Raw genomic sequence first — 25,885 nt, 5'->3', positions numbered from 1 at the left:
AGAAGCCAAATAACAAAGACAACTAGTACCAAAACAATAAATATTCCGGTATAAGCACCTGCTTTGAAAATACCTCCAATAATTTCACAGGAGGATAATAAAGTTATAGAGCTTATTGCGAGGACCCAATATAATTTTCTCATATTTTCTAAATAAAAAAAGTGATGTACTATATAATACATCACTTTCCCAATAAAGTTTTAAAGAAAATTATTTTGCTTGTGCGAAGAGCTTAGAAACTGCATCCCAGTTAACTACATTCATAAATGCGCCAACATAATCAGCACGTTTATTTTGATATTTTAAATAGTAAGCATGTTCCCAAACATCCATTCCTAAGATTGGAGTACCTTTTACTTCAGCGATATCCATCATTGGATTATCTTGATTAGGAGTTGAGCTAACTTGTAATTTACCATCAGCAGCAACAGAAAGCCACGACCATCCAGATCCAAAACGAGTCATACCTGCTTCAGCAAACTTCTTTTTAAATTCATCAAAAGAACCGAAAGCCGCATCAATTGCCTTTGCTAGGTCGCCACTTGGAGCACCACCGCCATTTGGCGACATGGTAGACCAATAAAGCGTATGATTGAAATGACCACCACCATTATTTCTAACAGCCATTGGGTATTTAGAAATATTTTTAATGATATCTTCAATGCTCATTTTCTCGCCATCTGTACCAGCAAGAGCTTTATTTAGATTATCTACATAAGCTTGGTGATGTTTACCATGGTGAATTTCCATAGTCATTTTATCGATATGCGGTTCTAGTGCATCTGTAGCGTATGCTAACGCTGGTAGTTCAAAAGCCATAATTTTATATTTAAGGTTAATACTTTTTTCTTTAACAAATATAAGATTGAAATGTTATAAATTTTTCAATTTGATGTCAAGATTTATCGCGCTTCGAAGCAAAAAAATCTTTCATTAAATTTGCCGCCTCTTCGGCGCGTACACCAGATAGCACCTCTGTTTTGGGATGCATAATCTTTTCAGAGATATGCGAATAGCCCCTCTTTGAATCAGTGGCGCCATACACTATCCGACTTATTTGGGTCCAGTAGGATGCCCCAGCACACATCACACAAGGCTCAATGGTTACATAGAGTGTACAATCTTTTAAATATTTACCCCCGGTATAATTTGCTGCAGCCGTAAAAGCTTGCATTTCTGCATGAGCAGTAACATCTGTTAATTGTTCTGTCAAATTATGTCCTCTACCAATAATTCTTCCTCCATGAACAATCACTGCACCAATAGGAACTTCATCAAGGGCAAGTGCCTTTTGCGCTTCCTTGAGTGCTTCCTTCATGAAAAAATCATCGGGATTTATAAGTGGTTCATCTGTAAAACTGATATATTTCATAAAACTAGAGTAAAGATGAACCATTTGGAACTTTTCGTTCAACAGCGGATAAAACAATATCACCCTGTTGATCGGCAAAACCAGTAACTAAAAATTCGGAAATAAAATTAGCAATCTGTTTTTTAGGAAAATTGATAACCCCAATAATCTGCTTTCCAATCAATTCTTCTTTTGAATAATGCTTGGTTATTTGGGCGCTACTCCACTTTTGACCAAAATCGCCAAAATCTACTTTAAGCTTATAGGCTGGTTTTCGAGCTTCCGGAAAATCAAGGACCTCCAGAACAGTACCCACTTTCAGAGCAACTTTCTCAAAATCCGACCATTGTATTTCTTCCATGTACAAAGTTAGCAGGAATTGTGAAATATATCCAAGCTACATGGTTTTACAATATGATTGGAACATAAATTGTAAATTTGCGCCATGCATTCAGTAAAATTAAAAAAAGGGAAAGAAAAAGCGGTCAGACAAATGCACCCTTGGGTGTTTTCGGGCGCAATTGAACAGATAAAGGGAAAGCCTGAAAATGGGGATATTGTGATGGTGAACGACAGCAATAACGCTTTTCTTGCCTATGGCTTTTTTAATGATAAATCTAGAGTGGCAGTCAGACTCCTCGAATGGAATCTTGAAACAGAGATTGATGAAAACTGGTGGCGGAAAAAGATTAGAACTGCTGTAAAACATAGAGAAGATCTAAATACTGATGATACCAATACCTATCGATTAATTTTTAGCGAGGCAGATTTTCTTCCAGGATTGATTGTTGATCGTTATGCCGATTTTCTTTCCGTACAAATCCTAACCTCAGGCATAGAGCGAATAAAAGGCATTATTTTAGACGAATTACAACAATTACTGAGTCCCAAAGGGATATTTGATAGAAGTGATGCCTCAGCACGTGCACATGAGGGCATGGAAGCCTCCTCTGGTGGTATTTTATTGGGTGCAGAACCACCTGAGTTTGTGAGCGTAAAAGAAAATGGAATTTTATATCAAGTAAATATTGCTGAAGGGCAAAAATCTGGTTTTTATTGCGATCAGCGTGATAATCGAAAATGGGTAGCAGCATATGCTAAGGGTAAAAAAGTGTTAGATTGTTTTTCTTACTCTGGCGGATTTAGTCTGAATGCTTTGGGAAATAAAGCAGCAGAAGTAATCAGTGTAGACAGCTCAGCTTTGGCATTAGAAACCTTAAAGCGAAATATTGAAAGCAATAATTTTACAGGAATCCCACACCAACTTATTCAATCTGATGTAAATAAGCAGTTGAGAGCCTTTAGAGAGGGAAATGCAAAATTTGATATCATAATTTTAGATCCACCTAAATACGCGCCATCGCGTTCAGCATTAACTAAGGCATCAAGAGCTTATAAAGACCTTAACAGAATGGCGATGTTGTTGTTAAATGAGGGGGGACTTTTAGCCACTTATTCATGTTCAGGAGCTGTTGATATTAGCACATTTAAACAAATTTTAGCTTGGGCAGCCCTAGATGCGGGAAAAGAAGTGCAGTTTATTCAGCAATTTTCACAAGCGGCAGACCATCCCGTAAGGTCATCCTTCCCTGAAGGCGAATATCTTAAAGGTCTGCTCTGCCGCGTAATGTAGATTAAAATCTATTTTTCTTCTGGTACATTATGTAAATGAACGGCCTTTTTGCCTTTGTTCATCTTTAGATTTAGCATTTCTACTAAAACTGAGAAAGCCATTGCAAAATAGATGTATCCTTTAGGAATATGCTGATCGAAACCTTCCGCTAAAAGAGAAACTCCAATCAATAATAGAAAGGATAAAGCCAACATCTTTACTGTAGGATGTTTATTTACAAATTCACTAATGGCACCCGCAGAAAGCATCATTACTGCAACAGCTATAATTACAGCAGTTATCATCACTTCAATATGATCTGCCATTCCTACCGCAGTAATTACGGAGTCGAGAGAAAATACAATATCAAGAATTAAAATTTGTAGGATTACTCCAGAGAAAGTCACAACTGCCTTTGTATCAGAATGATGCTCAGCACCTTCTAGTTTATCATGAATCTCGCTTGTGCTTTTATAAATTAAAAATAAACCTCCAATAATTAGAATTAAATCTCGACCAGAAACTGCAAACTGTTTAAGTAATTCAGTATCAGTCGAATCAATCCATTCGGCCATATTAAACAGTGGACTAGTTAATGTCATTATCCATGATAAAGACAAAAGCAATAAAACTCTAGTGATCATGGCTAATGCTAAACCAACCTGACGTGCTTTTTTCTGCTTGCTAGCTGGCAGTTTTGATGCCATAATGGAAATAAATATGATATTATCTATTCCGAGTACAATTTCTAAAACTGTTAAAGTGATTAATGATATCCAGATTTCAGGGTTTGCTAACCATTCCATAATTGAAAATTATTTTTTGTAAAAATAAGTTAAAAGAGTTTATAAAAAAAACAAAAACCTCTCGTTAGTGAGCGAAAGGTTCTTGATTCTTAGAAATAAATTATAAAAACTTTACGGAACCATAACTAGATTTAATCACAATTTTAGATTCCGATCCCTTTCCTATTCGCCCTAAAAAATGCTTTGTTGGATTCCAAGCCTTTGATTTTGGATTATTAAGTGCCTGATCCATAATTGTAATTTGGTTTGCTATATAATTAAAACCAGCATAACTTACTGTAACATCTAAATCAAAATCAGCAGCTTCATCAAAACCAAGTGTTAAACCAGAATAAGCTGAATTAATATTGAGATTTTTGACATTTTTATCAACTGTGTCAATTTTAAAACCGCCACTATAAGCTAAACTAAATGTACCTCCATTGCTAAGGTGAGCAATTTTGGCACTGCTGTACTTAATTGTTGCGTTAAGTTTATCAGCCTCATTTAGCTTTAAACTTCCATAAGTAACCAATAAATCCCCATTCGAAAAATTATCTATACTTGCAGACCCATAAGTCACTTTTACTTGATTTTCAGGGTGGTCGATTTTTCCCGCAGAAAATGAACCGTAAACGCTATTAATATTAAGCGGCCCGGCAAAGTCATCAATTTCTATACCCCCGTATTTATTATCAATATCCAATGCGTTTTTTGCAGGCATGTAGATAACATAATTAACTTGAATTCTTCTTGCATCTCCTCCACCCTTATTTATGTAGGATCTGAAATTTTCCGAAATCTTTCCAAAATTAGTTTTAAAACTGATGAGATTGTTTACCTGAGTTTCTGAAATGTTTACATGATCTAGTAATTGATTGGCTCTATTTTCGGAGGATTCAAAGGCTTTAATCTCCACTTCAACTTTGATTTCATTCTTATTCCAAACATGCACAGCAACTTTCCCGTATTGGTTATTAATTACAAGTTTATCATCCTTATCAACTTGATAAGACTTAACTACTCTTTTAGTTTTTTCTGCTGTATTGCCATACTTGGGTTCTACTCCGGGATTTACATCAATAATTTCAAAGTCAACATCACTAAATTCTCTGTCTATATCTTTTCCAATCGCGTCAAACGCAGCACCAATACGCCTAAAGTTTAAGCTTTTCAATTCAAGACGCACTGTTTTAAGTGCCTTAGCAACATCAAATTCAATGTTATTTAGATCAACCCTGATTTTTGAGTCGTTCAAATAAACAATTTGGGTAGTCTGAGCTAATGCCATTTCACTAAACAAAAGTGTAAGACTCAATACTATTGCCTTTTTAAATATCTTGATTTCCATACTCCTTGTCTTTTTTAATTTGATTAATCTGTTGAATTATTTGTAGCTGCTGATTTAGCAATTCAGTTTGTATTTGAAGATTTTGAATCATCGCCTTTACAGTTTCCTCCTGATTAGGGCTAACTGGTAATTCATTCTTTAATTTTTGATAGCTTGAATCCATTTTTTTTATTTCGGATGAAAACTCCTCATATAATTGAGGATCTTCTCGTTCTATTCGTTTTATTTCAGCACGTTTTATTTCAATAAGTGATGTATAATGAATTTGCTCTTTTGCGAGTTGTGGATTAATATTGTTTAAATCTGAAGATTGCATTAGCTGGTATTGATAAAACCATAGAGCTGCAATAATTAGTGGGACTAAACTGGCGGCTATTTTTAATAAAAAACTTACACGCACAACTCTTTCATTTTTTAGCTTTGAGTCAGCCACAATGTTTTTTTCATCCAACTGATCTTGAATCTTATTCCAAATGTCAGCAGGTGCTTCAAACTGGTCGAAATCTCTTTTATTATTTCTTACAAAACTCTCTAATCTTTCTTTCATCATAAGCCTCTCCTTAATCCGGGGATTATTTACCCGGATCTTTAATTAATTATATGTAATTCCTATATTTTTTAATATATCAATGAGTTTTCTTCTAGCACGCATGTATTGCGATCTTGAGGTATTTTCACTAATCCTCAAAATATGAGAAATCTCTTCATGATCATAACCCTCTAGCAGATATAAGCTTAATACCACGCGGTAGCCATCAGGAAGTTTCTGAATTGCATCGCGCACTTGTTTTACCTGGAACTCGAGATCTTCAGAATCTAGAAAATCTGAATCCGGAATAGAATCCACATCTGTTTCATCAATTGAAATAAGCTCCATTTTACGCTTTCGAAGCTGGCTAATCGATTTATTAATAATAATCTGTTTCAACCACATCCCAAAAGTAGTTTCCTGTCTGAAATCAGCAATACGCGAAAAAGCATCAACAAAAGATTCTTGTAAAACATCTGAGGCTTCTTCTGTATCATTAAGAATACGCATAGCAATATTGAACATCGCTCTTGAGTAGAGTTTGTATAGGTCATTATGCGCTTTCCTACTGCCATTTCTGCACTCAAGCACAAGGCCATGATGCTGATCTACGTAAACAGATTCCAAATTTTTAAGCTTTGTTTTTTATAAGACGCAGACTTTTCCACTGTGTTGCATCAATAAAAAAAATAAAATTTGAGTATGCGATGAGAGTACTCAAAGAAGAATTTAGGAATTATTTTTTTGAATTTTTATTCCAATATACTCATCAAAGTGAATAGCAAATTATCAGAAAATGATAAATAATTAGTTAATGCCTACCAAAAACGAATCAATACACTGAATGGCATTTTGTAATCTTAAATCATCTGAGCCAGAAATAAGCGTATAATTCGCATTTAAAGATTTGAGTTCTGAATGCCAAACACCTAAGAAATGTTCGCGCAAATCAGGGAAATCTCTCAAAGGATCCTCCTCCCATGGAAGGTCAATATTCATTAATAAGTATAAATCGTATGAATGATGCGGCAATTTGTCGAGCACTTCCTGAGGTGAGCTCCCAAAAATATGATCGCTCCAAATTTTAACAGTAATGATGGTAGTATCACAAATAAGAATACGCTTTGCTTTTGCAGCGAGTTCGGCTTCTAATTCAAGCTGACCTCTAAACATATTAATTTCATCCTCCCAAGTACAAGGTGCGGTTAACTTTTCGCAATAGCCGCGAGCATATTCAGGTACCCAAACAGTTTGATAGTGATTGGCTAATTGTTCAGAAATTGTTGATTTCCCTGTAGATTCAGGCCCCACAATCGCTATCTTAATCAAGCCCGATTCCATTATATTATTCATAAAGCCATTCTATTTATAAAGGCCGAGTCTTGTTCGACAGTTCGGATTGATTATAATCCCTTTTCCAGTTAATATAGCCCATTGCAGCAATAAAAATATATAAAGCATACATTCCTGCAGTTAAATGTAAGTCCTTCATTAAATAAACCCCCACATAAATTATATCTACAAAAATCCAAATCAACCAGTTTTCAATAATTTTTCGGGCAAGAAAAAATTGTGCAACAAGACTGCAAGCGGTGCAAAAACTATCTATGAATGGGAAAGAGGCATCTGTACTTTTGATGAGGAAAGTCCCGAGTAAAAATGTAAAAAGCAGGATACTTACAATTGACAGTAAAATAAGCTTTTTTGAAGCAAAAGTGACTGGCGTCTTATTTTCCGCACTCGATTTTCTACTCCAAAAATACCAGCCATAGATATTTGTGAACAAAAAATAAATCTGTAAACCTGTATCGGCGTATAGCTTTTCCTCAAAAAATATAATGGTATAAATCGACACACTAATTATAGCGAGAGGCCAACTCCAAATATTATTCTTTGCAGCGAGGTAAACGCATAAAATACCGCTAATCACGCCAGAAACTTCAAGCAGACTTTGACTCTTAAGCCAGTCGGTAACAGTGAGAATAAAATTCATCGGGACAAAGATAAGCCAGAAATTAGATTTAGCGAATAATGAATTATTTTGCCTTTTTACTTGCTACACTTAATGCTAAACTAGCCTTCAGATTTATTTCATTAGAAATTGAATTACGTAACTCATACTCCAGCCTAATACGTACTGTTGATCCCTTTATAAAATCGTCTAAAAATACTGTGCTATCAGTATCTAGCATGATGATGCTACCAAGGCTAGGGGCAATTTCATTTCGTGATGCAATCAGCAACTCCTTACTACTATCGCCACGAGAAATATAAACCTTTATTGATTTGAAAATACCAATACTTTGACCTACAGGTGTATTTGCATCAATCTTTAAAGATGCTAAACGCACATCTTTAATAGCTTTAGTATTTGATCCATAACCTGTAATTATCTGGTCTAGGGTACTCGCCTGACTCCTAACAGATAAAAGCGTATCAATTTTATCCGTTTTCGGGATTATTAAGCTAGCTGTATAGGGAAATGTTGAACGTATAACAGATTGAACTGCTGAGCAAGCACTTAAAAAGGTGACTAAAACTATAAATCCTAAAACTAATTTTCTCATGATAAATGTGTTTTTAAATAGGCATCAACTAAGATGAAAATTCAAATTTTATAGAATATTGAAAAATTCATTAACAATGCCATTTCTGATACAATATTATTAAGGAATTCTCATAGAAAAACATTTTAAATTAAAAATCTCTAAAAATTATTTTTTGAATGAGATTTTTACAATTATTCACGTCCATTCGCTTAAAAAAACATATCTTTGTATCCCGACAAAGCAATCGGGATTTTGTTCTTTTTTAGTATTTAATCTCGCATTTTGATTAGTCAAAACTAGACTCTAAAGAAGAAAATGCCATTAGACACTTCCATCCGCTCAGTCCTAATTATCGGTTCAGGACCAATCATTATCGGACAAGCCTGTGAATTTGATTACGCAGGATCACAAGCAGCCCTTTCATTAAAAGACGAAGGAATTACAGTATCCATTATCAACTCTAACCCTGCCACAATCATGACAGATAAGGTTATTGCTGATCATGTTTACCTACTCCCTTTAACTTGTGAAAGTATTGAACAGATTTTAAAGGAGCAGAAAATTGATGCTGTTTTACCTACCATGGGTGGACAAACTGCTCTAAATCTGTGTAAAGAAGCTGAAGAGCGTGGTATTTGGGCGGCTCATAATGTCCGGATTGTGGGTGTTGACATGGATGCGGTTGAAAAAACTGAGAACCGTGAAGAGTTCCGTAAATTGATGGTTGAGATTGGTGTTGGAGTAGCAAAATCTAAAATTGCCAATTCATTTCTTGAAGGGAAAGAAGCGGCACAAGATATTGGCTATCCACTAGTTATCCGTCCTTCGTACACCCTTGGAGGTTCTGGAGGTGGTTTTGTTCATAAAAAAGAGGATTTTGATCAGGCTTTAAGTCGCGGTTTACAAGCCTCACCTACCCATGAAGTATTAGTTGAGAAAGCTGTTATAGGTTGGAAAGAATATGAGCTCGAGCTCCTTAGAGACGGAAATGATAATGTAATCATTATCTGCTCAATAGAAAATTTCGACCCAATGGGAATCCATACTGGAGATTCAATTACGGTTGCCCCTGCCATGACATTGAGTGATCGTTGTTATCAGGAAATGCGTAATCAAGCCATCAAAATGATGCGCGCAATTGGTAATTTTGCAGGTGGTTGTAATGTGCAATTTTCGGTTGACCCCGCTACAGAAGATATTATCGCTATTGAGATTAACCCTAGGGTTTCTCGCTCTTCAGCATTAGCATCTAAAGCAACTGGTTATCCAATTGCAAAGATTGCAGCTAAATTAGCTATAGGATATAATCTAGACGAAATTGAAAACCAAATCACTAAAACTACTTCGGCATATTTTGAGCCCACATTAGATTATGTGATTGTTAAAATACCACGTTGGAACTTTGATAAATTTAAAGGTGCCAATACCGAACTAGGCTTGCAAATGAAGTCGGTAGGTGAAGTAATGGCCATTGGCCGTACCTTCATCGAAGCCCTTCAAAAAGCTTGTCAAAGTTTAGAAACTAATCGCCTAGGGCTAGGTGCCGATGGTCGCCAAAGCCGTAACCTCGAAGAGATTATGCAAAGCTTAGAGCATCCAAGTTGGGATAGATTATTCCACGTTAAGGATGCAATGAGCCTCGGCGTTCCTCTAGAATCCATTCGCAAGGTTACAAATATTGATAAATGGTTCCTAGTCCAAATTATGGAGCTAGTTACTATGGAGACCGAATTAAAACGCTATTCTCTAAAAAATATTCCCACTGATTTCTTCATTACCCTGAAGCAAAAGGGCTATGGCGATGCTCAAATCGCTTGGCTACTTGGAAATGTAACTGAAGATGAAGTTTATGATCGTAGAGTTGAATTAGGAATACGTAGAGTTTACAAAATGGTAGACACCTGCGCTGCCGAATTCCCAGCTCAAACACCGTATTTCTACTCTACCTTCGAATTTGAAAATGAGTCGATTGTTAGCGATAAAAAGAAAATTATTGTTCTAGGTTCTGGCCCGAATCGTATCGGTCAGGGAATAGAATTTGATTATTCTTGTGTTCACGGACTCTTAGCAGCAAAAGAAGCTGGTTATGAGGCAATTATGATTAATTGTAATCCTGAAACGGTTTCTACCGACTTCAATATGGCTGATAAACTATATTTTGAGCCGGTGTTCTGGGAGCATGTTCGTGAAATAATTGAACTTGAAAAACCTGAAGGGGTGATTGTTCAACTTGGCGGACAAACAGCATTAAAAATGGCTGAGAAGCTTCATGAGAAGGGAATCAAGATTATTGGATCCTCATTTGACAGCATGGACATTGCTGAAGACCGTGGAAGATTTTCTGATCTCCTGAAAGAAATGGATATTCCTTATCCATTATATGGTGTAGCCGAAAGTGCTGAAGAAGCTTTAGAAGTAGCACATAAGGTTGGCTATCCGGTGCTTGTTCGTCCGAGTTATGTTTTAGGTGGACAAGGAATGAGTATTGTAATTAACGACGAAGACCTTGAAAAAGCAGTTGTTAAATTATTGCGAAATCTTCCTGGCAACCGTGTTTTAATTGATCATTTCTTGGATAGAGCTGAAGAAGCTGAGTCGGACTCAATTTCTGATGGAGAAGACTGTCATATCATCGGTTTGATGGAACACATTGAACCAGCAGGTATACACTCCGGCGATTCGTACGCTGTTTTACCTCCATTCAATTTATCTGAAAAGGTAATCGGATTAATGGAAGAATACAGCAAAAGAATTGCTAAAGCACTCAATGTTAGAGGTTTATTAAACATTCAATTTGCAATAAAAGACGAAAAAGTTTATGTGATTGAAGCCAATCCAAGAGCTTCACGTACTGTTCCATTTATTGCGAAAGCATACGATGTGCCATACATCAATATTGCAACCAAAATCATGTTGGGTACCAATAAACTTAAAGATTTTACTATTGTACGTAAGCTTGAAGGTTATGCTATCAAAGAACCTGTATTCTCTTTTGATAAATTCCCAGAAGTTAAAAAGGAACTAGGTCCAGAGATGAAATCTACAGGTGAGGCAATACGCTTTATCAAAGATTTAGAGGATCCTTATTTCAGACATTTATACAAAGAGAAATCAATGTATTTGTCTAAGTAATTAGCAATACAATAAAAACAAAAAGGGAGTTTTTCTATCGAAAAACTCCCTTTTTTTTTGTTTTGTTAAAAGCGATGGGCATTAGCTTTTGTGGGATGAAGATGTATATCTTTCTATTTGTATAATCTTATGCTAATAACTTCTCTAATTTCATTTTCCACTTCTCCCAGTCTCTCATTTCCCTAGTCTGCAAATCAATAAATTTCTGAGTATGGTCATGATGAATCAAATGACAAAGTTCATGTATAATAACATATTCAATGCAACCTTTGGGTGCTTTAATCAACTCAGGGTTTAAAATGATTTTTCCTTTTGGTGTGCAACTGCCCCAACGTGTCGGCATGTCTCGCAGAACAATAGAACTTGGCTCCACTTTATGTTTTTTGAATTTGTCAATTAGTGGTGCTGCTAGTGTATGAAGCTTTGACCGTGCGTGTTGTAAATACCAGTCATGTAATAAGGTTTTAGTTCTTGCTTTTTCCCTTGCAGTTATTAGAATGAACTTGCCTTTCAATTTTACCGATTCTAATTTACCAATTTCAATTTTCAAACGGTATTGTCTGCCCAAGTACAAATGCGTTTCTCCGCTAATGTACATTCGGGTTGGTGTCTTTGGTTGAAAGGAAAGAAAGAAGCTTTGTTGTTTAATTATCCACGGTGCCTTTTTTCTGATTTTCTCTTTTATGTTTTCTATGGTTGTGTTTATCGGTGCTTTTACCAACACTTCCATTTCGGGGGTGACTGTTATGCCAAGCGATTTTCTGTCTGAATACTCCAAACGAAAATCTAATGTTCTGCTTCCAAATTGTATCGCTTCTGTCATCACTTGTAACGAATTTTAGCTACTTCGATACAATCTTCTGCAATCTTGTCCATGTCCTTAAACGACAAGTCCACGTTGTATTTGTCGCGTACTTCATCAATCAGATGGTCACCAATTTCAATAAGCAGTTTGCCTGTGATGTTAGTTTTGTATTGCCAGTCTATAATTGGTTTACCATTGTCTAAAACAGAATCTTGAATCAGAGCGTCAATATGCAGAGCAGTTTGTGTAGCAACTTCTTTACGTACTAAATTGTCAATAATTTTTTCAGATAGTGCTTCAACTGTTAGTCCATAAAACGCTTTCGCAACAACTCTATCTTTTAATTGAACTGGAATATCATTGTCAGTATTTGCCAAAATATTGTTCATAATGTCTTGCACCTTGCTCAGGTATTGTGCCTCACTGATTCTTTTAGCCTCATAGTCGGCTATGGTTTCACTGAGCATTTGCGAAAACTTTTTGTAGAATGCTGGATCTTCATCCATTTTCTCTGTGATGTGCTTCGCTGTTCTGCTCGCAATCTTATCTGCTTTGGCAGATTTGCCTATGGTATTTTCTACTTCCTCCTGAAACTTGTCCTTATCAAAGATGTTGACTAACTCTGTGATAGTTTCAATTTTTTCGGTGGTGATATGTGTGTCAATCAGTTTTTGAATTTGTCCTTCGTATTGTTTGTAATCTATTTCATCACTATATCTCTCAACAACTGCCAAACGCAATTTTAGGAACATTGTCAAATCTTCTTTGTAGCGACTGATCACCCTATCTTCTATTTCCTTATGAAATTGAATTGAGGATAGTGCCAGTTTTAAAGCCTTGGCAAATGCAGCCAGTTTATCGTAAAACAAAACTCTTACTGCCTCATCTTTTAATAATTGTTGATAAGCCTCCGCATCACGTTTGTTTGCAATGGTTTTAAAAATATCCCAAAGGTCTGAATGCTTTTGTGGTAGCTTATTGATTTCATCCGAAATATTGGTGAGTGTACCCGCCAAATCTTCATCATCAAAATCATCAAAAGATGAATACATTTGCAAAGCATTATCCAGGTTTTCAATCACACCATAATAATCAATAATGTAACCAAATTCTTTGTCAGGATAAATGCGGTTTACTCTAGCAATAGCTTGTAAAAGTTTATGACTTTGTAAATTTCTTGTTAAATATAAAACCGTGTTTTTAGGTTCATCAAAACCAGTAAGTAATTTATCAACTACGATAATAATTTCTGGGTCTTTTTGATTTTTGAAACGACTGATAATGTTCTTTTCATAGCTTTTTGAATTGCCATGTTCATCCATCATTTTTTTCCAAAATTGATTTTCTTTTTCTGTCGACTTCTCATAAGCACTTTGTTCACCTTCTCTTTCGTCAATGGATGAAATTAACACTTCACTAGTTACAATGCCAATTTCATCCAAATATTCTTTGTATTTAATGGCATTCACTTTTTTATCGCAAACCAATTGCCCTTTAAATGGTGTTCTGCCTTGCCAGTTATCTCGAAAATGATAACTGATGTTCCAGGCAATCATTCGCATTTTTTGTTCGGCAGAATTCAAGTGGTCATATCGGGCAAACTTCTTTTTGATGTCTGCTTTTTGGTATTCGGTTAAGGGTTCTGAAACCATTCCGAAAAAAGTATCAATCGGACTTGCATTTACATTTTGTAAAGCCAATCTTCCTTCATAAAGTAATGGAACAACTGCTTTGTCTTTTACAGCTTGGTCAACCGTGTAAGCATCAATCATACCGCCAAACTTCTCTGCTGTGCTTTTGTCTTTCTTAAAAAGCGGTGTTCCCGTCATGGCAATGAAACAGGCGTTCGGCAAAGTCTTTTGCATGTCAATATTAAAAGTTCCATGCTGTGTTCGGTGTCCTTCATCTACCAAAACAAAAATATCATGGCTTTCTAAAGGCTTATCTATTTTCTTAACGGCCGCCACAAATTTGTTGATGATGGTAGTTACTACTGCATCACTTTTGTTTTCCAATAATTCAACCAAACGCTGACCTGTAGTTGCATTTTCTACAAACCTGCCACACTTACGGAATGTACCTGTAATTTGATTGTCTAAATCAGTTCGGTCTGTAACCAATACAATTTTAGGATTGCGAATGCTTGGTTCCATCGCTATAGCTTGTGCCAACATCACCATCGTTAATGATTTTCCACTACCTTGAGTGTGCCAGATAACACCACCTTTTCGCTTTCCGTGTTCAACATTCCTGATGCGTTGCATGGATTTTTTGATGGCGAAAAACTGCTGATAACGGGCTACTTTTTTATCACCATTATCGAATAAAACAAAATTGAAAACAATATCCATCAATCGTTCAGGACGACATAAGCCAAATAAGTATTCATCTTGTTCTGTTGGTAAAATTTCTCGTTGCTCTAAAGCATCAAAATATTGACGAACGTATTTGAAACGGTCAGTAAAAAGTTGCTCTTTTACTGATACAGAAAGTGGTTTGTTTTTGAGCTCTTGTAAGTTTAATTTGTAATTTTTCTCTTCCTCATCACTGGTAAACTTCTCCTGCCATTTGGCCCAAAATTTTTCTGGTGTGGCATTGGTTGCATAAGCAGCCTCTTGTGTAGCGATGCTCAAAGTCAATTGTGAATATACGTACAAACTGCGGATACCGTCTTCTTGTTGATTGCGTAAATGCTGACTGATTGCCTGTTTCAATGGCTCTTTCATGTCAGGCCTTTTGCACTCAATGATGCAAAGTGGAATACCATTGACAAACAACACCAAATCTGGGCGATAATGCTCTTTGCTTGTGCTTCGCATTACGCTGAATTCTTCGCTTACATGAAACACATTGTTGCTGATGTTTTTCCAGTCGATATATTGCAGGGTAAAACTCTTTTTGTCGCCATCTACGCTTTGTTCCAAGGCCTGGCCTAAAGTGAGCAAGTTGTAGGCCTTTTCACTGGCTGCAATGTAGCCTTCGTTCATGGGAAGGTTTTTCAGTGCCAATATACCCCGTTCAACATTGTCGTCTGTGAAAATGCTGGTTTTAGTAGCACTTACTCGGATGCTGTTGATTTCCTTCAACTGCTTCCGCAATACATCTTCCAGCAATACATTGGTGGTTTTGCCACCTCTTTGCCTGTCTGCTTCTGCCGGATTTAAATAGGTGTAGCCTAAATTCACCAACATTTGTAATGCCGGTATCTGGCTGATATGGTCTTCTTTAAAACTTGGTGTTTCCATTGCTTTATAATTTCGTTTGTGTCATGTATAGAAAAGTGCTTTTTTCTATACATGATGCGTTGCTCATGTGTAGTTTTTGTCTGTTTTCTTTACATGAACCCATTTTTGAGTAATATTTTACCTTTTTTTCATTTTGTAGCTTTTCTACTCAGATAATTCATACTATACACATTTCAGAAACATGTATAGGAAAATTGGTTTTTCTATACATGTTTTATTTGATTCACGTTCGACAATAAGTTATACAAGTCGGTATTGATGTAATAATTATCCCTTCCAAGCTTCACTTTTTTCAGTATTCCAATTTGGTCAAGTTCATCCAAATATTTGGTGGCAGTAATTCGGCTTACGTCCAAATCGGTCATGATGAAATCTATTTTGGTGTAAGGGTGCTTAAATAGGTTATTGATTAAATCTTGACTGTAAAACTTTGTGTTTTCCCTGATTTTCTTCTTGTGCTTCAGCATCAGGTTCTTTATCCCTTCAATGATTTTGATGGTTTGCAAGGAAGTCTGTTCAACACCATCAAGTATATACAGCACCCATTCTTCCCAGGCGTTTTCGGTTCTTACTTTTTGGAGCAAGCGGTAATAATCTGCTTTGTTTTGATTGATGTAGCGGCTTAAATACAGTATGGGCAAATTCAACAAACCTTCTTTTACCAAATACAGGATATTGATAATCCTTCCCGTTCTTCCGTTACCATCATAAAAAGGGTGGATGCTCTCAAACTGATGATGGATGATAGCCATTTTCACCAATGGATCCCAATCGCTGAGTGCATTGTCATTCATAAACTGCTCCAGATTGCTCATCAAGGCCACCACTTCATCATGGATTTGGGGTGGTGTATACACTATTTCTCCCGTTTGCTCATTTTTCAGTTCTGTACCAGGCACTTTTCTAAAACCTGCATCATTTTCTTCCAGGGTTGCCTGCATTTGAATGATGTGGTTGTTTGTCAATATTCCCTTTTGCCTTACCGTTTCAAAACCCCAACGCAAGGCTTCGGCATAGTTGTGAACTTCCTTGGATGCAATTGACTTAAACTCCCTTTTTAAATAATCACCTTGATATAATTCATCATGTGTGGTGATGATGTTCTCAATGGCCGAACTGTCTTTGGCTTCCTGCAAAGAAAGTGTGCTGATTAAAATACTTTCATTCGGAATGCTCAGGGCAGCTCCTTTCATTTCAGCTAATGCACTACGTGCAGCGGCCGTTTTTTTTAGGATGGCTTTAGATTCTAAATCGAAATCCAAAGGAAGTTGTGGTATTCTATATGCCATGGCGCCTGTTTTTTGATTTTGTTTGCTTTTTTAAATTATGTGCTTACCTTTGCAGTGCTCATTTTCCCATTTGGAAAAAGGAGTTTCGAGGCTCGATACATCCAGAAATGTACCGAGCCTTGCGCTTTTAATGCAGTTCAGCAAGCCTCCTTTTTATTAGTTTTTTAATTTTCTTTTCTCCGTAACCCTTGTTTAAATAATATGCGGTAACCAAATAATAATCCTTTTGGGTACGCTGCGGGTCTAAGACAATAATGTATTTCTGCTCTGTATCATAGATGTATGTCCTAATGATATCCTTACGCTTCTTTTGGTCTCTTTCCTCAACACTGAATATCTCGACATTTTCCTTTTTACTTTCTTCAAGATGATATCTCACCCAATGCAAGCGTTTCGACCTGTCCATCTCAAAAATCCGCTTCGGGTATTTCTTGTCATTTTCATCTTCTACTTCTATTTCTTCAGTAGTTAGATGTCGGAATAAAATAACCATTGCCGGTTCTTCTCCTTTGATGGGACGGATAGTTTTCGTTCTAAAATTCAATCCGGGGTTTTCTTCAATGTCTCTTTTAAAAATTCTTTGCAGTGATTCAGTCCTTTGATGCTTGTTCAAATGACCTAACTCCAATAGCTGCGGATATGTCTTTAATAAATTTAATGGCATAGCAATTATTTCAGATCGATGAAAAAAAGGTTAAACTTCGGATGGTCTTTCGGCGTTGAATGATTCAATGGTAGCTTACTGTGCTGTTGAATTTTTTCAATGATTTTATTCTTGGCAATAACTGTATTTAACCCTCTTAAATGATAGGATAATGCACCCGTTATGATGTCGGTCAACTGCATCAACTCACTTTCGTGCGAACGGATATTTTGAAGGTTGCGAACGGAAATAAAATTATTGTTCAGAAAGTTTTTTAAACCATTTACCTTTTTGGCACTACGGGTGTCTTTGATATCGAGATAAATATTGTAGTTATGCTCGGGAACCAACTTTTTACTGAGTAACTGGAAATACATTTTGTAGTAAAAGTCATCGTGGTTTTGATTGTATTCCTCATGCTTTAACTGACTTTTATCTATCACAATGGCACGATATTGCAAATCGGTAGCAAAGAAATAATCAATCAAATCGTTGTATAATGGGTAGGCAGATTTGGACAAACCGCTCCATTTGGTTTCATAGAACACATGGTGTTTTGCTTTAAGTTGTCGGATATTTTTAGAATGCAGTTTTACCTGGTTTACTGAACAGCTTATATAACCAATAAGCATGTAGGGCTGATGGTCGTTTTCGAGATGACAACTTTCATCGCAGTAAAAATTAAAAGTCTTGTTCATATTCTATACGTTTTTGCACAATAAAGCCAGTCACTTTATTATGCAGTTTTTACTTTATCAATTTTCAACCTCACCTTCCCCGTCAACAACTGCTGCATCAACCCCTTTTTCTGCTCCCTCAACTTTTCTGCTTTGGCTTTGAGCAGGCTGATTTCTTTATCTGCAGCTTGCAGCACTTGGGAAATGGCGGTTTGTTCTTCGATGGATGGGAGTTTCATTTCGAGTTGAAGAAACGTATCAAAGTCAAATGTCATTTTCTCAATATGCACACCATAACTTGAGATATAAGTTTGATGATAGAAATATGGTGTTTGTGAATACCATTGAAAGAATTCCATATTCAACTGCTTCTTTTCTTTTGGAACCACAGCTATATATGAACCTGAAATCTTAGCCCCATCGAATTCTTTTGTAACCAAAGCTGATGCACCGTGTAGGATTTGCATTTTCGAAAACAAAAAATCTCCCTCGCTGGCTGTACGTAAAGTTTTGACTAGTATTTGATGACCATATAAAGCTTCACGGTAGAATATACCTCCTGACCTTCGTCTAACGCTAATCAGTTTATACAATTCGTTTTCATCCCAATCAAAATTTCTCTTTACCACTTTAAGTATTTTCTCATAAGAATGTTCCTTCCACTCCCCCTCAAACCCCTTCAACCTTTTCTTTCCCGTAAGCAATTGCTGCATGAGCCATTTTTTGAGGAGTTCTTTTTGGGTGATGAGTTTTTCGGTGGTGTGGATGGCGGCATCTGCCGTGCTGAGCACTTGGGCTATGGCTTTTTGCTCGGGAAGTGGGGGAAGTGGGATTTTTATGGATTTTAAATCATCAAGACCAATTCTTTGCCTTGTTGACCCTGTGCTAATCTTTACTGCTTCTGTTCTGAAAATTGAATAATTGATAAAACTCAATAAATAGAAACTATCAACTCGTGAAGAATCGGGTAAGACTCTAATTCCATCTGATGCCATTAAGTATCGTTTATCTTCATTTGGAATAAAACAACCTCTAGCTACAGGATCACCCATTTTCGAAAGTATAATTTCACCAGGATAAATATTACAACTCAATAGTTCATCTGCCTTTTTATCAGAAGTGTAAATTTTATAATTATCCAGAAATTCTCCATCTCCAATATTCTGTAGTTGAATTATCCTAATCCCTGTTTCAGTGTAATCCTCTGCTTTTAAGTTAGAACCAAACGGACCACCCGTGAAACTCCATTTTTTTTTCTTATCTGCTAAACTCCCCAATGAACATACTTCCCAATCACATGGAATTTCAGCATTATAAAACGCTTTAGTATTTTTTGTTTCTGTTATCATTTCTAATTTGAGTTTTGTGCTAAGAAGTTTGAGTAAATAAATTGGTTTATAACTGTTTGCTCTTTGCAAACTACAAAAGACACCGCCTGAACCTGCAGACAAGTCAATGTGTTAAGTTGGCAACTTTGCAAAGAAATCTGCAAAGAAGAAAGTTGTAACTTATTGATTTTCAGTATATTTTTCTTTGCAATCATGGTTTCAATTTATAGGTTCTTTGGTTATGTTTAGTTTCTTCAGCTATTTCAATATGGCCATTAATTACCATTTCAGAAAACAGTCTGGATACATAAGAAGCATTTGTATCAGGAATATTTAAAATTTTCCTTGACTAATCAATTAACTGTTTCAAATAAACGTCAATCTCTTTTTGCACTTTTACCAGTTCATCTTCCAATTTTACAATCTCCGTTTGCACCCCAGCAATATCCACTTCGGCTTCTTCTTCAAAAGTGTCCACATAGCGTGGGATGTTCAGGTTAAAGTCGTTTTCCTGTATTTCTGCGGCAGTGGCTACATAGCTAAACTTGTCTTCCACTACCCCTGGGTTGTTTTTGCCCGCAGCAAAATCACGGTAAGTATTCACAATGTGTTCAATATCGCTTTCACGCAGTTTGTTTTGGTTTTTGGCACTTTCGTAATGTTTGCTAGCATCTATAAACAAAAAGCTGTTGCTAGTTTTTTGCTTATTAAATACCAATATAGCCGCCGGAATACCTGTGCCAAAAAACAGATTGGCAGGTAAGCCAATTACTGCTTCCAGTAGGTTTTCTTCAATAGTGCGTTGGCGTATACGGCCTTCACTGCTTCCACGAAACAATACGCCATGTGGTACTACCACACCCGCTTTACCTTGTTCATTAAGCGTTTCTATCATGTGGCTGATAAATGCCCAGTCGCCTTTGCTCTTAGGTGGAACACCTCTCCAAAAACGATTGTATTTATCGGTTTCAGGGTCGTAGCTGATGGTGGTTTTGTCGCCTTCTTTATCTTCAACCTTTCCCCATTTATCTAAAGAGAATGGCGGATTTGCTACAACGGTATCAAACTTCATTAGCGTATCGCCTTCTTTCAGTTTCGGGTTGCGTATGGTATCTCCCCAGCGAATAGTAGCATTATCAAAACCATGCAAAAACATGTTCATCACTGCCAAAGCCCAGGTGCTTCCATTGGCTTCTTGTCCGTAGAGTGAAAAGTTATCAGAGCCTACTTCGTTACCTGCTTTTATAAGCAAAGAACCAGAACCGCAAGTAGGGTCACAAATACGAGAACCGGGTTTAGAGTGTGTAAGTTTTGCCAACAAGGTAGATACTTCACTTGGTGTGTAAAATTCTCCTGCTTTCTTACCAGCATCACTCGCAAAGTTGGATATTAAGTACTCGTAAGCACCTCCAATAATATCGTTCCCATCCAAATGCGAAGGGCGTAAGTTCAAAGCATCTTTATTAAAATCGAGCAATAGGTTTTTCAGTCGGGTGTTTTTGTCCTTAGGCTCACCCAATTTGCTATTGTTAAAGTCAATGTTTTGGAATATTCCTGCACCGTCTTCACTATACAATTTTTCACGGTTGGCTTCTTCCAAATCTGCCAAAGCAATATTTATGAGTTCTCCAACATTGGATTCGTTTCGAGAATCATATAGGAATTTAAAATGGCTATTTTCAGGCACAATAAAGCGTTCGTGTTGCATAGCACGTTTGGCACGTTCCGCATCACCATTGTATTTGGCTAAATAGCTTTCCATTTTATCATCATGCACATCGCTGAGATACTTTAGGAAAAGCATGGTAAGCACATAGTCTTTATAAACGCTTGGGTCAATGCTACCTCTAAAGGTGTCGCAAGCTTTCCAAACTGCATCATTGATGTCTTTCTGAGTTATTTTAGCCATGATATTTATTTTATTGCGTTGATTATTTGTTGATCGATTAATTGTTTTCGTTGTTGTAGAATTTTCATACGGAGTTCGTTTTCTTTTCGCACTAAAGCAGAAAGCTTTATCACCGTCCTTTGTTTTTCAATAGAAGGAATTGAAATTTCAAGATCTTCCAACACCGTTTTTCTAATAGATGGAATAGCCGTTCCTCTTGCATTATCCTTTATCAATTTTTGTGTTTCAGGATGATTAAGAAACCAAGACAGATATTCCGGTATAATTTTATTATCGGTAGGTCTTAATACAAAAAAGGAAGTGGAAGCAACAGCAGCAGGATTTTGGTTCTCATAAACGGCCGCAAAGTTTTTTGTTCCCTTGGCTGCAAAAAGGACATCTCCATCTTTTAGTAAGTGCTTTTCAGAAATGCTATTTGCTAGCAGGTCAGGGTGTAGTTCGCCTAACAACTTTCCGTTTTCGTCAAAATGCTTTGACTGCAAATAGACCACTTCGCCTTTATCAGTAGGCTTTGCGAAGAGTCCGGTTTGGATGTTTGTAATATCTTTTATTAGCGTTTTCAAATTTATTTCTTTGTAATGACGCTACAAAAGTAGGTAAAATTTTTTAATTGGCAAATTTTATTTGAAAAAATATTTAAGTACTGATTCTACAAATATTTAAAAATTTGCAATAGATTATTTATTACAGAAGTAAAATTGACTCTATTTGTATTGACAAAGGCTAGCATCGAGGGCAATAAAATCAAAATGCGACAATTATAGATGACAGAAATTCATTTTTTGTGAGATATGGGTGTTTTATTTTCCCAACATGTGCATCTATCGAAAAATTGGTCTCCTGATCAATGTCGAGATAAAACGAAAATATCTTAAAACTCTGGGCTTGATGTCAATGATTGATAGCTTTATAGTTCTCTAATGGATTATTTTAAAGTCTATTAGATTTGTATGTTACTATTTCATCACCACTACACCCTTCGCCTCATAGGCTAATTGTATTTTGGGACTAGTAATTGCGGCAATTTCAGCTTCAGATTTACCAGCATCTTCTGCATAATGTCTAAGGCTTTCAATTGATGTGGTATCAGTATATGCGAAGCCATCTAATACAACCTCTTTACCTGCTAAATCCTTTGGCATAAATATTTTATAATCCTTAAAGGTGACACGAATATCTTTACCATCACCTAAGTCCATAAGCATCCAACAACCCTTGCTTTGGCAAACTTCCTTCACTATTCCTTTAACTTTGACATCTTTTTTAGCTTGATCTGCCATTTCTTTTTGGAGACCAGCAAGTTCAATCACCTGATCATTTTTAACAGAATCACCATAAACGGCAATACCCTTTACATTTTCAATTGTCTTAGGTGTATTTGTACATGCAGCAAAGAAAGCTAATGCAATTACTGAAATAAATAGTTTTTTCATTTGTTTAATTTTAATTGATAAATATCGAGAAATAAATTATTGTTTTAATTAAAAATTATTCGATTTGATAATGTATTAACCAAAAAGTGCATTAAAGACTTCTTCCACCTTAGCCACAGTTTTTATTTCAATATTGTATTTCTGCCATTCTGGAGATGATTTTACACCCTTTCCAGATGGAAGATTATACTTTGAGATAAATATCTGTTCAAAACCTAGTTTTTCGGCTTCGGCAATACGTTGCTCAATGCGGTTAACAGCTCTAATTTCACCTGATAAACCAACTTCTGCGGCAAAGCAAATTTTTGAATCCACAGGCATATCTTCATGTGATGAAATAATAGCAACAACAACTGCAAGGTCAATTCCAGGATCTTCTACTCTCAATCCCCCAGCAATATTCAAAAATACATCCTTTGCACTTAGTTTAAATCCGCAACGCTTCTCAAGCACAGCAAGGAGCATATTCATTCTCTTGGTATCAAAGCCCGTAGCGGAGCGCTGAGGCGTTCCATATGCCGAAACGCTAACTAATGCCTGCGTTTCAATTAGCATTGGTCTGAGGCCCTCCATCATCGCCGAAATGGTAATTCCACTAAGGGGTTCTTCTCTTTGGGATAATAAAATCTCAGATGGGTTTGAAACCTCTCTCAAGCCGCTACCTTGCATCTCATAAATACCCAGTTCTGAAGCCGAACCAAAGCGATTTTTAACTGCACGTAAAATACGATAAACATGATGTCTGTCGCCCTCAAACTGAAGAACAGTATCCACCATGTGTTCCAAAATTTTCGGACCTGCAATCATCCCATCCTTGGTGATATGCCCAATTAGAAAAACGGGAGTTCCACTTTCCTTGGCAAAACGCAAGAGTTCGGCAGTACACTCTCTCACCTGAGAAACACTACCCGGCGTTGATTCAATATGTGCTGAATGAAGGGTTTGTATAGAGTCGACCACGAGCAAATCAGGCTGTAAAATCTCAATTTGCTTAAAGATATTTTGAGTGGAAGTTTCAGTTAAAATATAGGTATCAGCAGATGCGGAGCCAATTTTACCAGATTGAGGGACTAATCGTTCGGCACGCATTTTTATTTGCTGTTCACTTTCCTCTCCAGATACATAAAGCACCTTTAAACCGGGTAAATTAAGGGCCACTTGAAGCATGAGCGTAGATTTACCTATGCCCGGCTCACCACCAATCAAAACAATTGAGCCACTAACAATACCACCACCCAATACCCGATTCAGTTCTTTGTCGGGTGTGATCAACCTATTTTCTTCGGTATAAACAATTTCATGAATTGCGGCAGGTTTATTGGCTCGCTGTGTACTTGTGGAGCTTGATTTCCAATCAGGAATTGAAGTATTAGCCTTTTCAATAATCTCTTCAACAAAGGTGTTCCACTGATTACAAGAAGGGCATTTGCCTAACCATTTAGCAGATTCGTAGCCACAACTTTGACAGAAATAAGCGGAACGTGTTTTTGCCATGTTTACGTAGATTTTTGCACTAATTTATTAAAAAGATAGGGATAGAGAACAGAATAATTATAAATAAAAAATGTGCAAAGGAATAAACACCATTTGCACATTTTTTATTTTATTGGTAGCCTTACAGCTTAATTTCTTCTTCTTTGGAGTTTAAAAAATGAAACTCTGTTAGGTAATAAGATGGAACGGCTTTTACCTTGATCCACTTACTGAATTTAAAGAACCATTTCCATTGTATTGAAATTAGTCCTTTTTTAATATAAGCCTCAATGTAAGGATGAACGCATAAAGTTATGCTACTTTCATTCTGCTCATTGAGAATATAATTGAGGTTGCTCTCAATATCGTCCATTAAAATAATGCTAGCCTTGATTTCGCCAGTACCATTACAAGCAGGGCATTTTTCATTGGTAACAATATTCATTTCTGGTCTAACACGTTGACGAGTTAGCTGTACTAAACCAAATTTACTTGGAGGCAAGATGGTATGCTTAGCACGATCGAGAAGCATCAGCTCCTTTAGGTAGTCGAACAGTTCCTTACGATTCTGAGGCTTGTGCATATCAATAAAATCGATCACAACAATACCACCCATATCACGCAAACGAAGCTGACGAGCAATTTCTTTGGCAGCTTCCATATTAATCATCAGGGCATTTTGCTCCTGATTTTCATTGTTTGCTGTTCTATTTCCGCTATTCACATCAATAACGTGCAAAGCTTCGGTATGCTCTATTACTAGATAAGCACCACCGGGAAGATTTACTGTACGACCAAAAGCTGCTTTAATCTGCTTTTCGATGCCAAAATGTTCGAAAATAGGCTCTTTACCACGATAAAGCTTAACGATTTTATCCATTTCTGGAGATATCTCATGTACATAAGATCTTACCTCCTCAAATAAAGATGGATCACCAATGTGAATATTGGTAAAATCGGTATTCAAAATATCACGAAGGATGGTCGATGTGCGACCCATTTCTCCTAAAATCTTTTTTGAAGGCTCTGTGCCAGGTAGGCGAGTAGTAAATTTCTCCCACTTCGCTATAAGATCTAAAAGATCCTTTTGAAGCTCAGAAACACCTTTTCCCTCAGAAACTGTACGAATAATTACCCCGAAATTTTTAGGCTTAATCCCTTCAACAATCTTTTTAAGTCGGTTGCGCTCTGTATTACTCTTAATTTTCTTTGATATTGAAATAACATCCGAAAATGGTACTAATACAGCAAAACGACCTGCAATAGAAATGTCTGAGCTCAAGCGCGGACCCTTAGTTGAGATGGGTTCTTTGGCTATTTGCACAGGCAAAATCATGTTCCGATTCAGAATTTCTGAAATTTTACCGGATTTACTAATATCCGTTTCCAGTCTGAAACTATTGAGCAGTTTATCTTTATAACTGCCTCCCTTTACAATCTTTGTCAGCTTTAAAAGCGACTGGACCTGCGGACCAAGGTCTAGATAATGCAGAAAAGCATCTTTCTCATAGCCTACATCCACAAAAGCTGCATTTAATCCGGGCATAATCTTTTTGATTTTGCCTAGATAGATATCGCCAACAGCATAATTATTGCTGACTTGCTCAGTATTTAGTTCTACGAGTTGCTTGTCTTGCAGTAAAGCAATAGTAACCCCGCTAGGGGATGAATTGATAATTAATTCCTTTACCAATGGCTAAATTTAAGACACCAGCGAGAAGCCGGTATACGTTTAAAATATAGAAAAAATAAAAACAAATGAATGATTTAAACC

At 36.6% G+C, this 25,885-nt stretch carries 23 protein-coding genes; 2 read left to right on the top strand and 21 right to left on the bottom strand.

Features of this window, described 5'->3' with window-relative positions; genetic code table 11:
• Positions 1 to 210: 210 nt before the first annotated feature.
• The 3 genes from QZ136_RS12120 to QZ136_RS12110 all read right to left on the bottom strand — a co-directional run bounded on the left by QZ136_RS12120 (position 211) and on the right by QZ136_RS12110 (position 1,712).
• Positions 211 to 819 (bottom strand): superoxide dismutase, encoded by a 609-nt coding sequence (locus QZ136_RS12120; RefSeq protein ID WP_291403895.1) that lies wholly within the window; start codon positions 817 to 819, stop codon positions 211 to 213.
• A 76-nt stretch (positions 820 to 895) separates the two neighbouring features.
• Positions 896 to 1,372 carry a nucleoside deaminase gene (locus tag QZ136_RS12115; protein WP_291403892.1) on the bottom strand — a complete coding sequence of 159 codons (477 nt, stop codon included), beginning with the start codon at positions 1,370 to 1,372 and terminating at the stop codon, positions 896 to 898.
• 4 nt (positions 1,373 to 1,376) lie between these two features.
• Positions 1,377 to 1,712, bottom strand: coding sequence for a tRNA-binding protein (locus QZ136_RS12110; RefSeq protein ID WP_291403890.1), 336 nt, complete (start codon positions 1,710 to 1,712; stop codon positions 1,377 to 1,379).
• A gap of 84 nt (positions 1,713 to 1,796) precedes the next feature.
• On the opposite strand from QZ136_RS12110, the gene QZ136_RS12105 reads away from it, so the two are divergent.
• Positions 1,797 to 2,984 (top strand): class I SAM-dependent rRNA methyltransferase, encoded by a 1,188-nt coding sequence (locus tag QZ136_RS12105; protein ID WP_291403888.1) that lies wholly within the window; start codon positions 1,797 to 1,799, stop codon positions 2,982 to 2,984.
• Positions 2,985 to 2,992: 8 nt separating this feature from the next.
• Here QZ136_RS12105 and QZ136_RS12100 read toward each other — a convergent pair whose 3' ends face one another.
• The 7 genes from QZ136_RS12100 to QZ136_RS12070 form a co-directional block, all read right to left on the bottom strand.
• Complete coding sequence (locus tag QZ136_RS12100) at positions 2,993 to 3,769, bottom strand: TerC family protein (RefSeq protein ID WP_291403887.1); 777 nt, start codon at positions 3,767 to 3,769, stop codon at positions 2,993 to 2,995.
• A gap of 100 nt (positions 3,770 to 3,869) precedes the next feature.
• Positions 3,870 to 5,099 carry a hypothetical protein gene (locus QZ136_RS12095; protein ID WP_291403885.1) on the bottom strand — a complete coding sequence of 410 codons (1,230 nt, stop codon included), beginning with the start codon at positions 5,097 to 5,099 and terminating at the stop codon, positions 3,870 to 3,872.
• Entirely contained in the window at positions 5,080 to 5,649 is a 570-nt protein-coding gene (locus QZ136_RS12090) for a hypothetical protein (RefSeq protein ID WP_291403883.1), read from the bottom strand. Before QZ136_RS12090 ends, QZ136_RS12095 begins: the two co-directional genes overlap by 20 nt.
• A gap of 42 nt (positions 5,650 to 5,691) precedes the next feature.
• Entirely contained in the window at positions 5,692 to 6,255 is a 564-nt protein-coding gene (locus QZ136_RS12085; protein WP_291403880.1) for a sigma-70 family RNA polymerase sigma factor, read from the bottom strand.
• Between the two features lie 180 nt (positions 6,256 to 6,435).
• Positions 6,436 to 6,981, bottom strand: coding sequence for an ATP-binding protein (locus QZ136_RS12080; protein ID WP_291403878.1), 546 nt, complete (start codon positions 6,979 to 6,981; stop codon positions 6,436 to 6,438).
• Between the two features lie 13 nt (positions 6,982 to 6,994).
• On the bottom strand, positions 6,995 to 7,621 hold the full coding sequence (pnuC, locus tag QZ136_RS12075; RefSeq protein ID WP_291403876.1) for a nicotinamide riboside transporter PnuC: 627 nt from the start codon (positions 7,619 to 7,621) through the stop codon (positions 6,995 to 6,997).
• A gap of 43 nt (positions 7,622 to 7,664) precedes the next feature.
• Positions 7,665 to 8,195 (bottom strand): hypothetical protein, encoded by a 531-nt coding sequence (locus QZ136_RS12070; RefSeq protein ID WP_291403874.1) that lies wholly within the window; start codon positions 8,193 to 8,195, stop codon positions 7,665 to 7,667.
• A 297-nt stretch (positions 8,196 to 8,492) separates the two neighbouring features.
• On the opposite strand from QZ136_RS12070, the gene carB reads away from it, so the two are divergent.
• A complete protein-coding gene (gene carB / locus QZ136_RS12065) occupies positions 8,493 to 11,309 on the top strand; it encodes a carbamoyl-phosphate synthase large subunit (RefSeq protein ID WP_291403872.1) in 2,817 nt (938 codons plus the stop codon).
• Between the two features lie 127 nt (positions 11,310 to 11,436).
• Here the strand turns inward: carB and QZ136_RS12060 are convergent, their stop codons facing one another.
• The 11 genes from QZ136_RS12060 to QZ136_RS12010 all read right to left on the bottom strand — a co-directional run bounded on the left by QZ136_RS12060 (position 11,437) and on the right by QZ136_RS12010 (position 25,804).
• Complete coding sequence (locus tag QZ136_RS12060; protein WP_291403870.1) at positions 11,437 to 12,132, bottom strand: SprT family zinc-dependent metalloprotease; 696 nt, start codon at positions 12,130 to 12,132, stop codon at positions 11,437 to 11,439.
• Complete coding sequence (locus QZ136_RS12055) at positions 12,132 to 15,359, bottom strand: HsdR family type I site-specific deoxyribonuclease (RefSeq protein WP_291403868.1); 3,228 nt, start codon at positions 15,357 to 15,359, stop codon at positions 12,132 to 12,134. The genes QZ136_RS12060 and QZ136_RS12055 overlap by 1 nt, the downstream gene beginning before the upstream one ends.
• A gap of 203 nt (positions 15,360 to 15,562) precedes the next feature.
• Entirely contained in the window at positions 15,563 to 16,648 is a 1,086-nt protein-coding gene (locus QZ136_RS12050) for a Fic family protein (protein WP_291403866.1), read from the bottom strand.
• 127 nt (positions 16,649 to 16,775) lie between these two features.
• Complete coding sequence (locus QZ136_RS12045) at positions 16,776 to 17,312, bottom strand: hypothetical protein (RefSeq protein ID WP_291403864.1); 537 nt, start codon at positions 17,310 to 17,312, stop codon at positions 16,776 to 16,778.
• A 5-nt stretch (positions 17,313 to 17,317) separates the two neighbouring features.
• Positions 17,318 to 17,989: a DUF3800 domain-containing protein gene (locus QZ136_RS12040; RefSeq protein ID WP_291403862.1), complete on the bottom strand. Its 672-nt coding sequence runs from the start codon at positions 17,987 to 17,989 to the stop codon at positions 17,318 to 17,320.
• Positions 17,990 to 18,027: 38 nt separating this feature from the next.
• Positions 18,028 to 19,317 (bottom strand): restriction endonuclease subunit S, encoded by a 1,290-nt coding sequence (locus QZ136_RS12035; RefSeq protein ID WP_291403860.1) that lies wholly within the window; start codon positions 19,315 to 19,317, stop codon positions 18,028 to 18,030.
• 328 nt (positions 19,318 to 19,645) lie between these two features.
• Positions 19,646 to 21,205: a type I restriction-modification system subunit M gene (locus QZ136_RS12030; RefSeq protein ID WP_291403857.1), complete on the bottom strand. Its 1,560-nt coding sequence runs from the start codon at positions 21,203 to 21,205 to the stop codon at positions 19,646 to 19,648.
• 5 nt (positions 21,206 to 21,210) lie between these two features.
• Positions 21,211 to 21,768, bottom strand: a complete 558-nt coding sequence (locus QZ136_RS12025) for a restriction endonuclease subunit S (RefSeq protein WP_291403856.1) — start codon at positions 21,766 to 21,768, stop codon at positions 21,211 to 21,213.
• Between the two features lie 393 nt (positions 21,769 to 22,161).
• Positions 22,162 to 22,638: a DUF4920 domain-containing protein gene (locus QZ136_RS12020; protein WP_291403854.1), complete on the bottom strand. Its 477-nt coding sequence runs from the start codon at positions 22,636 to 22,638 to the stop codon at positions 22,162 to 22,164.
• A gap of 75 nt (positions 22,639 to 22,713) precedes the next feature.
• A complete protein-coding gene (gene radA, locus QZ136_RS12015) occupies positions 22,714 to 24,132 on the bottom strand; it encodes a DNA repair protein RadA (RefSeq protein WP_291403852.1) in 1,419 nt (472 codons plus the stop codon).
• Between the two features lie 121 nt (positions 24,133 to 24,253).
• Complete coding sequence (locus tag QZ136_RS12010) at positions 24,254 to 25,804, bottom strand: Rne/Rng family ribonuclease (protein WP_291403850.1); 1,551 nt, start codon at positions 25,802 to 25,804, stop codon at positions 24,254 to 24,256.
• Between the last annotated feature and the right edge of the window lie 81 nt (positions 25,805 to 25,885).

This window comes from Daejeonella sp. (assembly GCF_017495225.1).
Taxonomy (GTDB): Bacteria; Bacteroidota; Bacteroidia; order Sphingobacteriales; family Sphingobacteriaceae; genus Daejeonella.
The sequence above is the reverse complement of the archived record's forward strand: the minus strand, read 5'-3'. Positions and strand labels throughout refer to the sequence as shown.

Excerpts from the sequence above, each read along its gene's own strand:
- QZ136_RS12120 (WP_291403895.1), bottom strand. The coding sequence starts at position 819 with ATGGCTTTTGAACTACCAGCGTTAGCATACGCTACAGATGCACTAGAA.
- QZ136_RS12115 (WP_291403892.1), bottom strand. The coding sequence starts at position 1,372 with ATGAAATATATCAGTTTTACAGATGAACCACTTATAAATCCCGATGAT.
- QZ136_RS12110 (WP_291403890.1), bottom strand. The coding sequence starts at position 1,712 with ATGGAAGAAATACAATGGTCGGATTTTGAGAAAGTTGCTCTGAAAGTG.
- QZ136_RS12105 (WP_291403888.1), top strand. The coding sequence starts at position 1,797 with ATGCATTCAGTAAAATTAAAAAAAGGGAAAGAAAAAGCGGTCAGACAA.
- QZ136_RS12100 (WP_291403887.1), bottom strand. The coding sequence starts at position 3,769 with ATGGAATGGTTAGCAAACCCTGAAATCTGGATATCATTAATCACTTTA.
- QZ136_RS12095 (WP_291403885.1), bottom strand. The coding sequence starts at position 5,099 with ATGGAAATCAAGATATTTAAAAAGGCAATAGTATTGAGTCTTACACTT.
- QZ136_RS12090 (WP_291403883.1), bottom strand. The coding sequence starts at position 5,649 with ATGATGAAAGAAAGATTAGAGAGTTTTGTAAGAAATAATAAAAGAGAT.
- QZ136_RS12080 (WP_291403878.1), bottom strand. The coding sequence starts at position 6,981 with ATGAATAATATAATGGAATCGGGCTTGATTAAGATAGCGATTGTGGGG.
- pnuC (WP_291403876.1), bottom strand. The coding sequence starts at position 7,621 with ATGAATTTTATTCTCACTGTTACCGACTGGCTTAAGAGTCAAAGTCTG.
- QZ136_RS12070 (WP_291403874.1), bottom strand. The coding sequence starts at position 8,195 with ATGAGAAAATTAGTTTTAGGATTTATAGTTTTAGTCACCTTTTTAAGT.
- carB (WP_291403872.1), top strand. The coding sequence starts at position 8,493 with ATGCCATTAGACACTTCCATCCGCTCAGTCCTAATTATCGGTTCAGGA.
- QZ136_RS12060 (WP_291403870.1), bottom strand. The coding sequence starts at position 12,132 with ATGACAGAAGCGATACAATTTGGAAGCAGAACATTAGATTTTCGTTTG.
- QZ136_RS12055 (WP_291403868.1), bottom strand. The coding sequence starts at position 15,359 with ATGGAAACACCAAGTTTTAAAGAAGACCATATCAGCCAGATACCGGCA.
- QZ136_RS12050 (WP_291403866.1), bottom strand. The coding sequence starts at position 16,648 with ATGGCATATAGAATACCACAACTTCCTTTGGATTTCGATTTAGAATCT.
- QZ136_RS12045 (WP_291403864.1), bottom strand. The coding sequence starts at position 17,312 with ATGCCATTAAATTTATTAAAGACATATCCGCAGCTATTGGAGTTAGGT.
- QZ136_RS12040 (WP_291403862.1), bottom strand. The coding sequence starts at position 17,989 with ATGAACAAGACTTTTAATTTTTACTGCGATGAAAGTTGTCATCTCGAA.
- QZ136_RS12035 (WP_291403860.1), bottom strand. The coding sequence starts at position 19,317 with ATGATAACAGAAACAAAAAATACTAAAGCGTTTTATAATGCTGAAATT.
- QZ136_RS12030 (WP_291403857.1), bottom strand. The coding sequence starts at position 21,205 with ATGGCTAAAATAACTCAGAAAGACATCAATGATGCAGTTTGGAAAGCT.
- QZ136_RS12020 (WP_291403854.1), bottom strand. The coding sequence starts at position 22,638 with ATGAAAAAACTATTTATTTCAGTAATTGCATTAGCTTTCTTTGCTGCA.
- radA (WP_291403852.1), bottom strand. The coding sequence starts at position 24,132 with ATGGCAAAAACACGTTCCGCTTATTTCTGTCAAAGTTGTGGCTACGAA.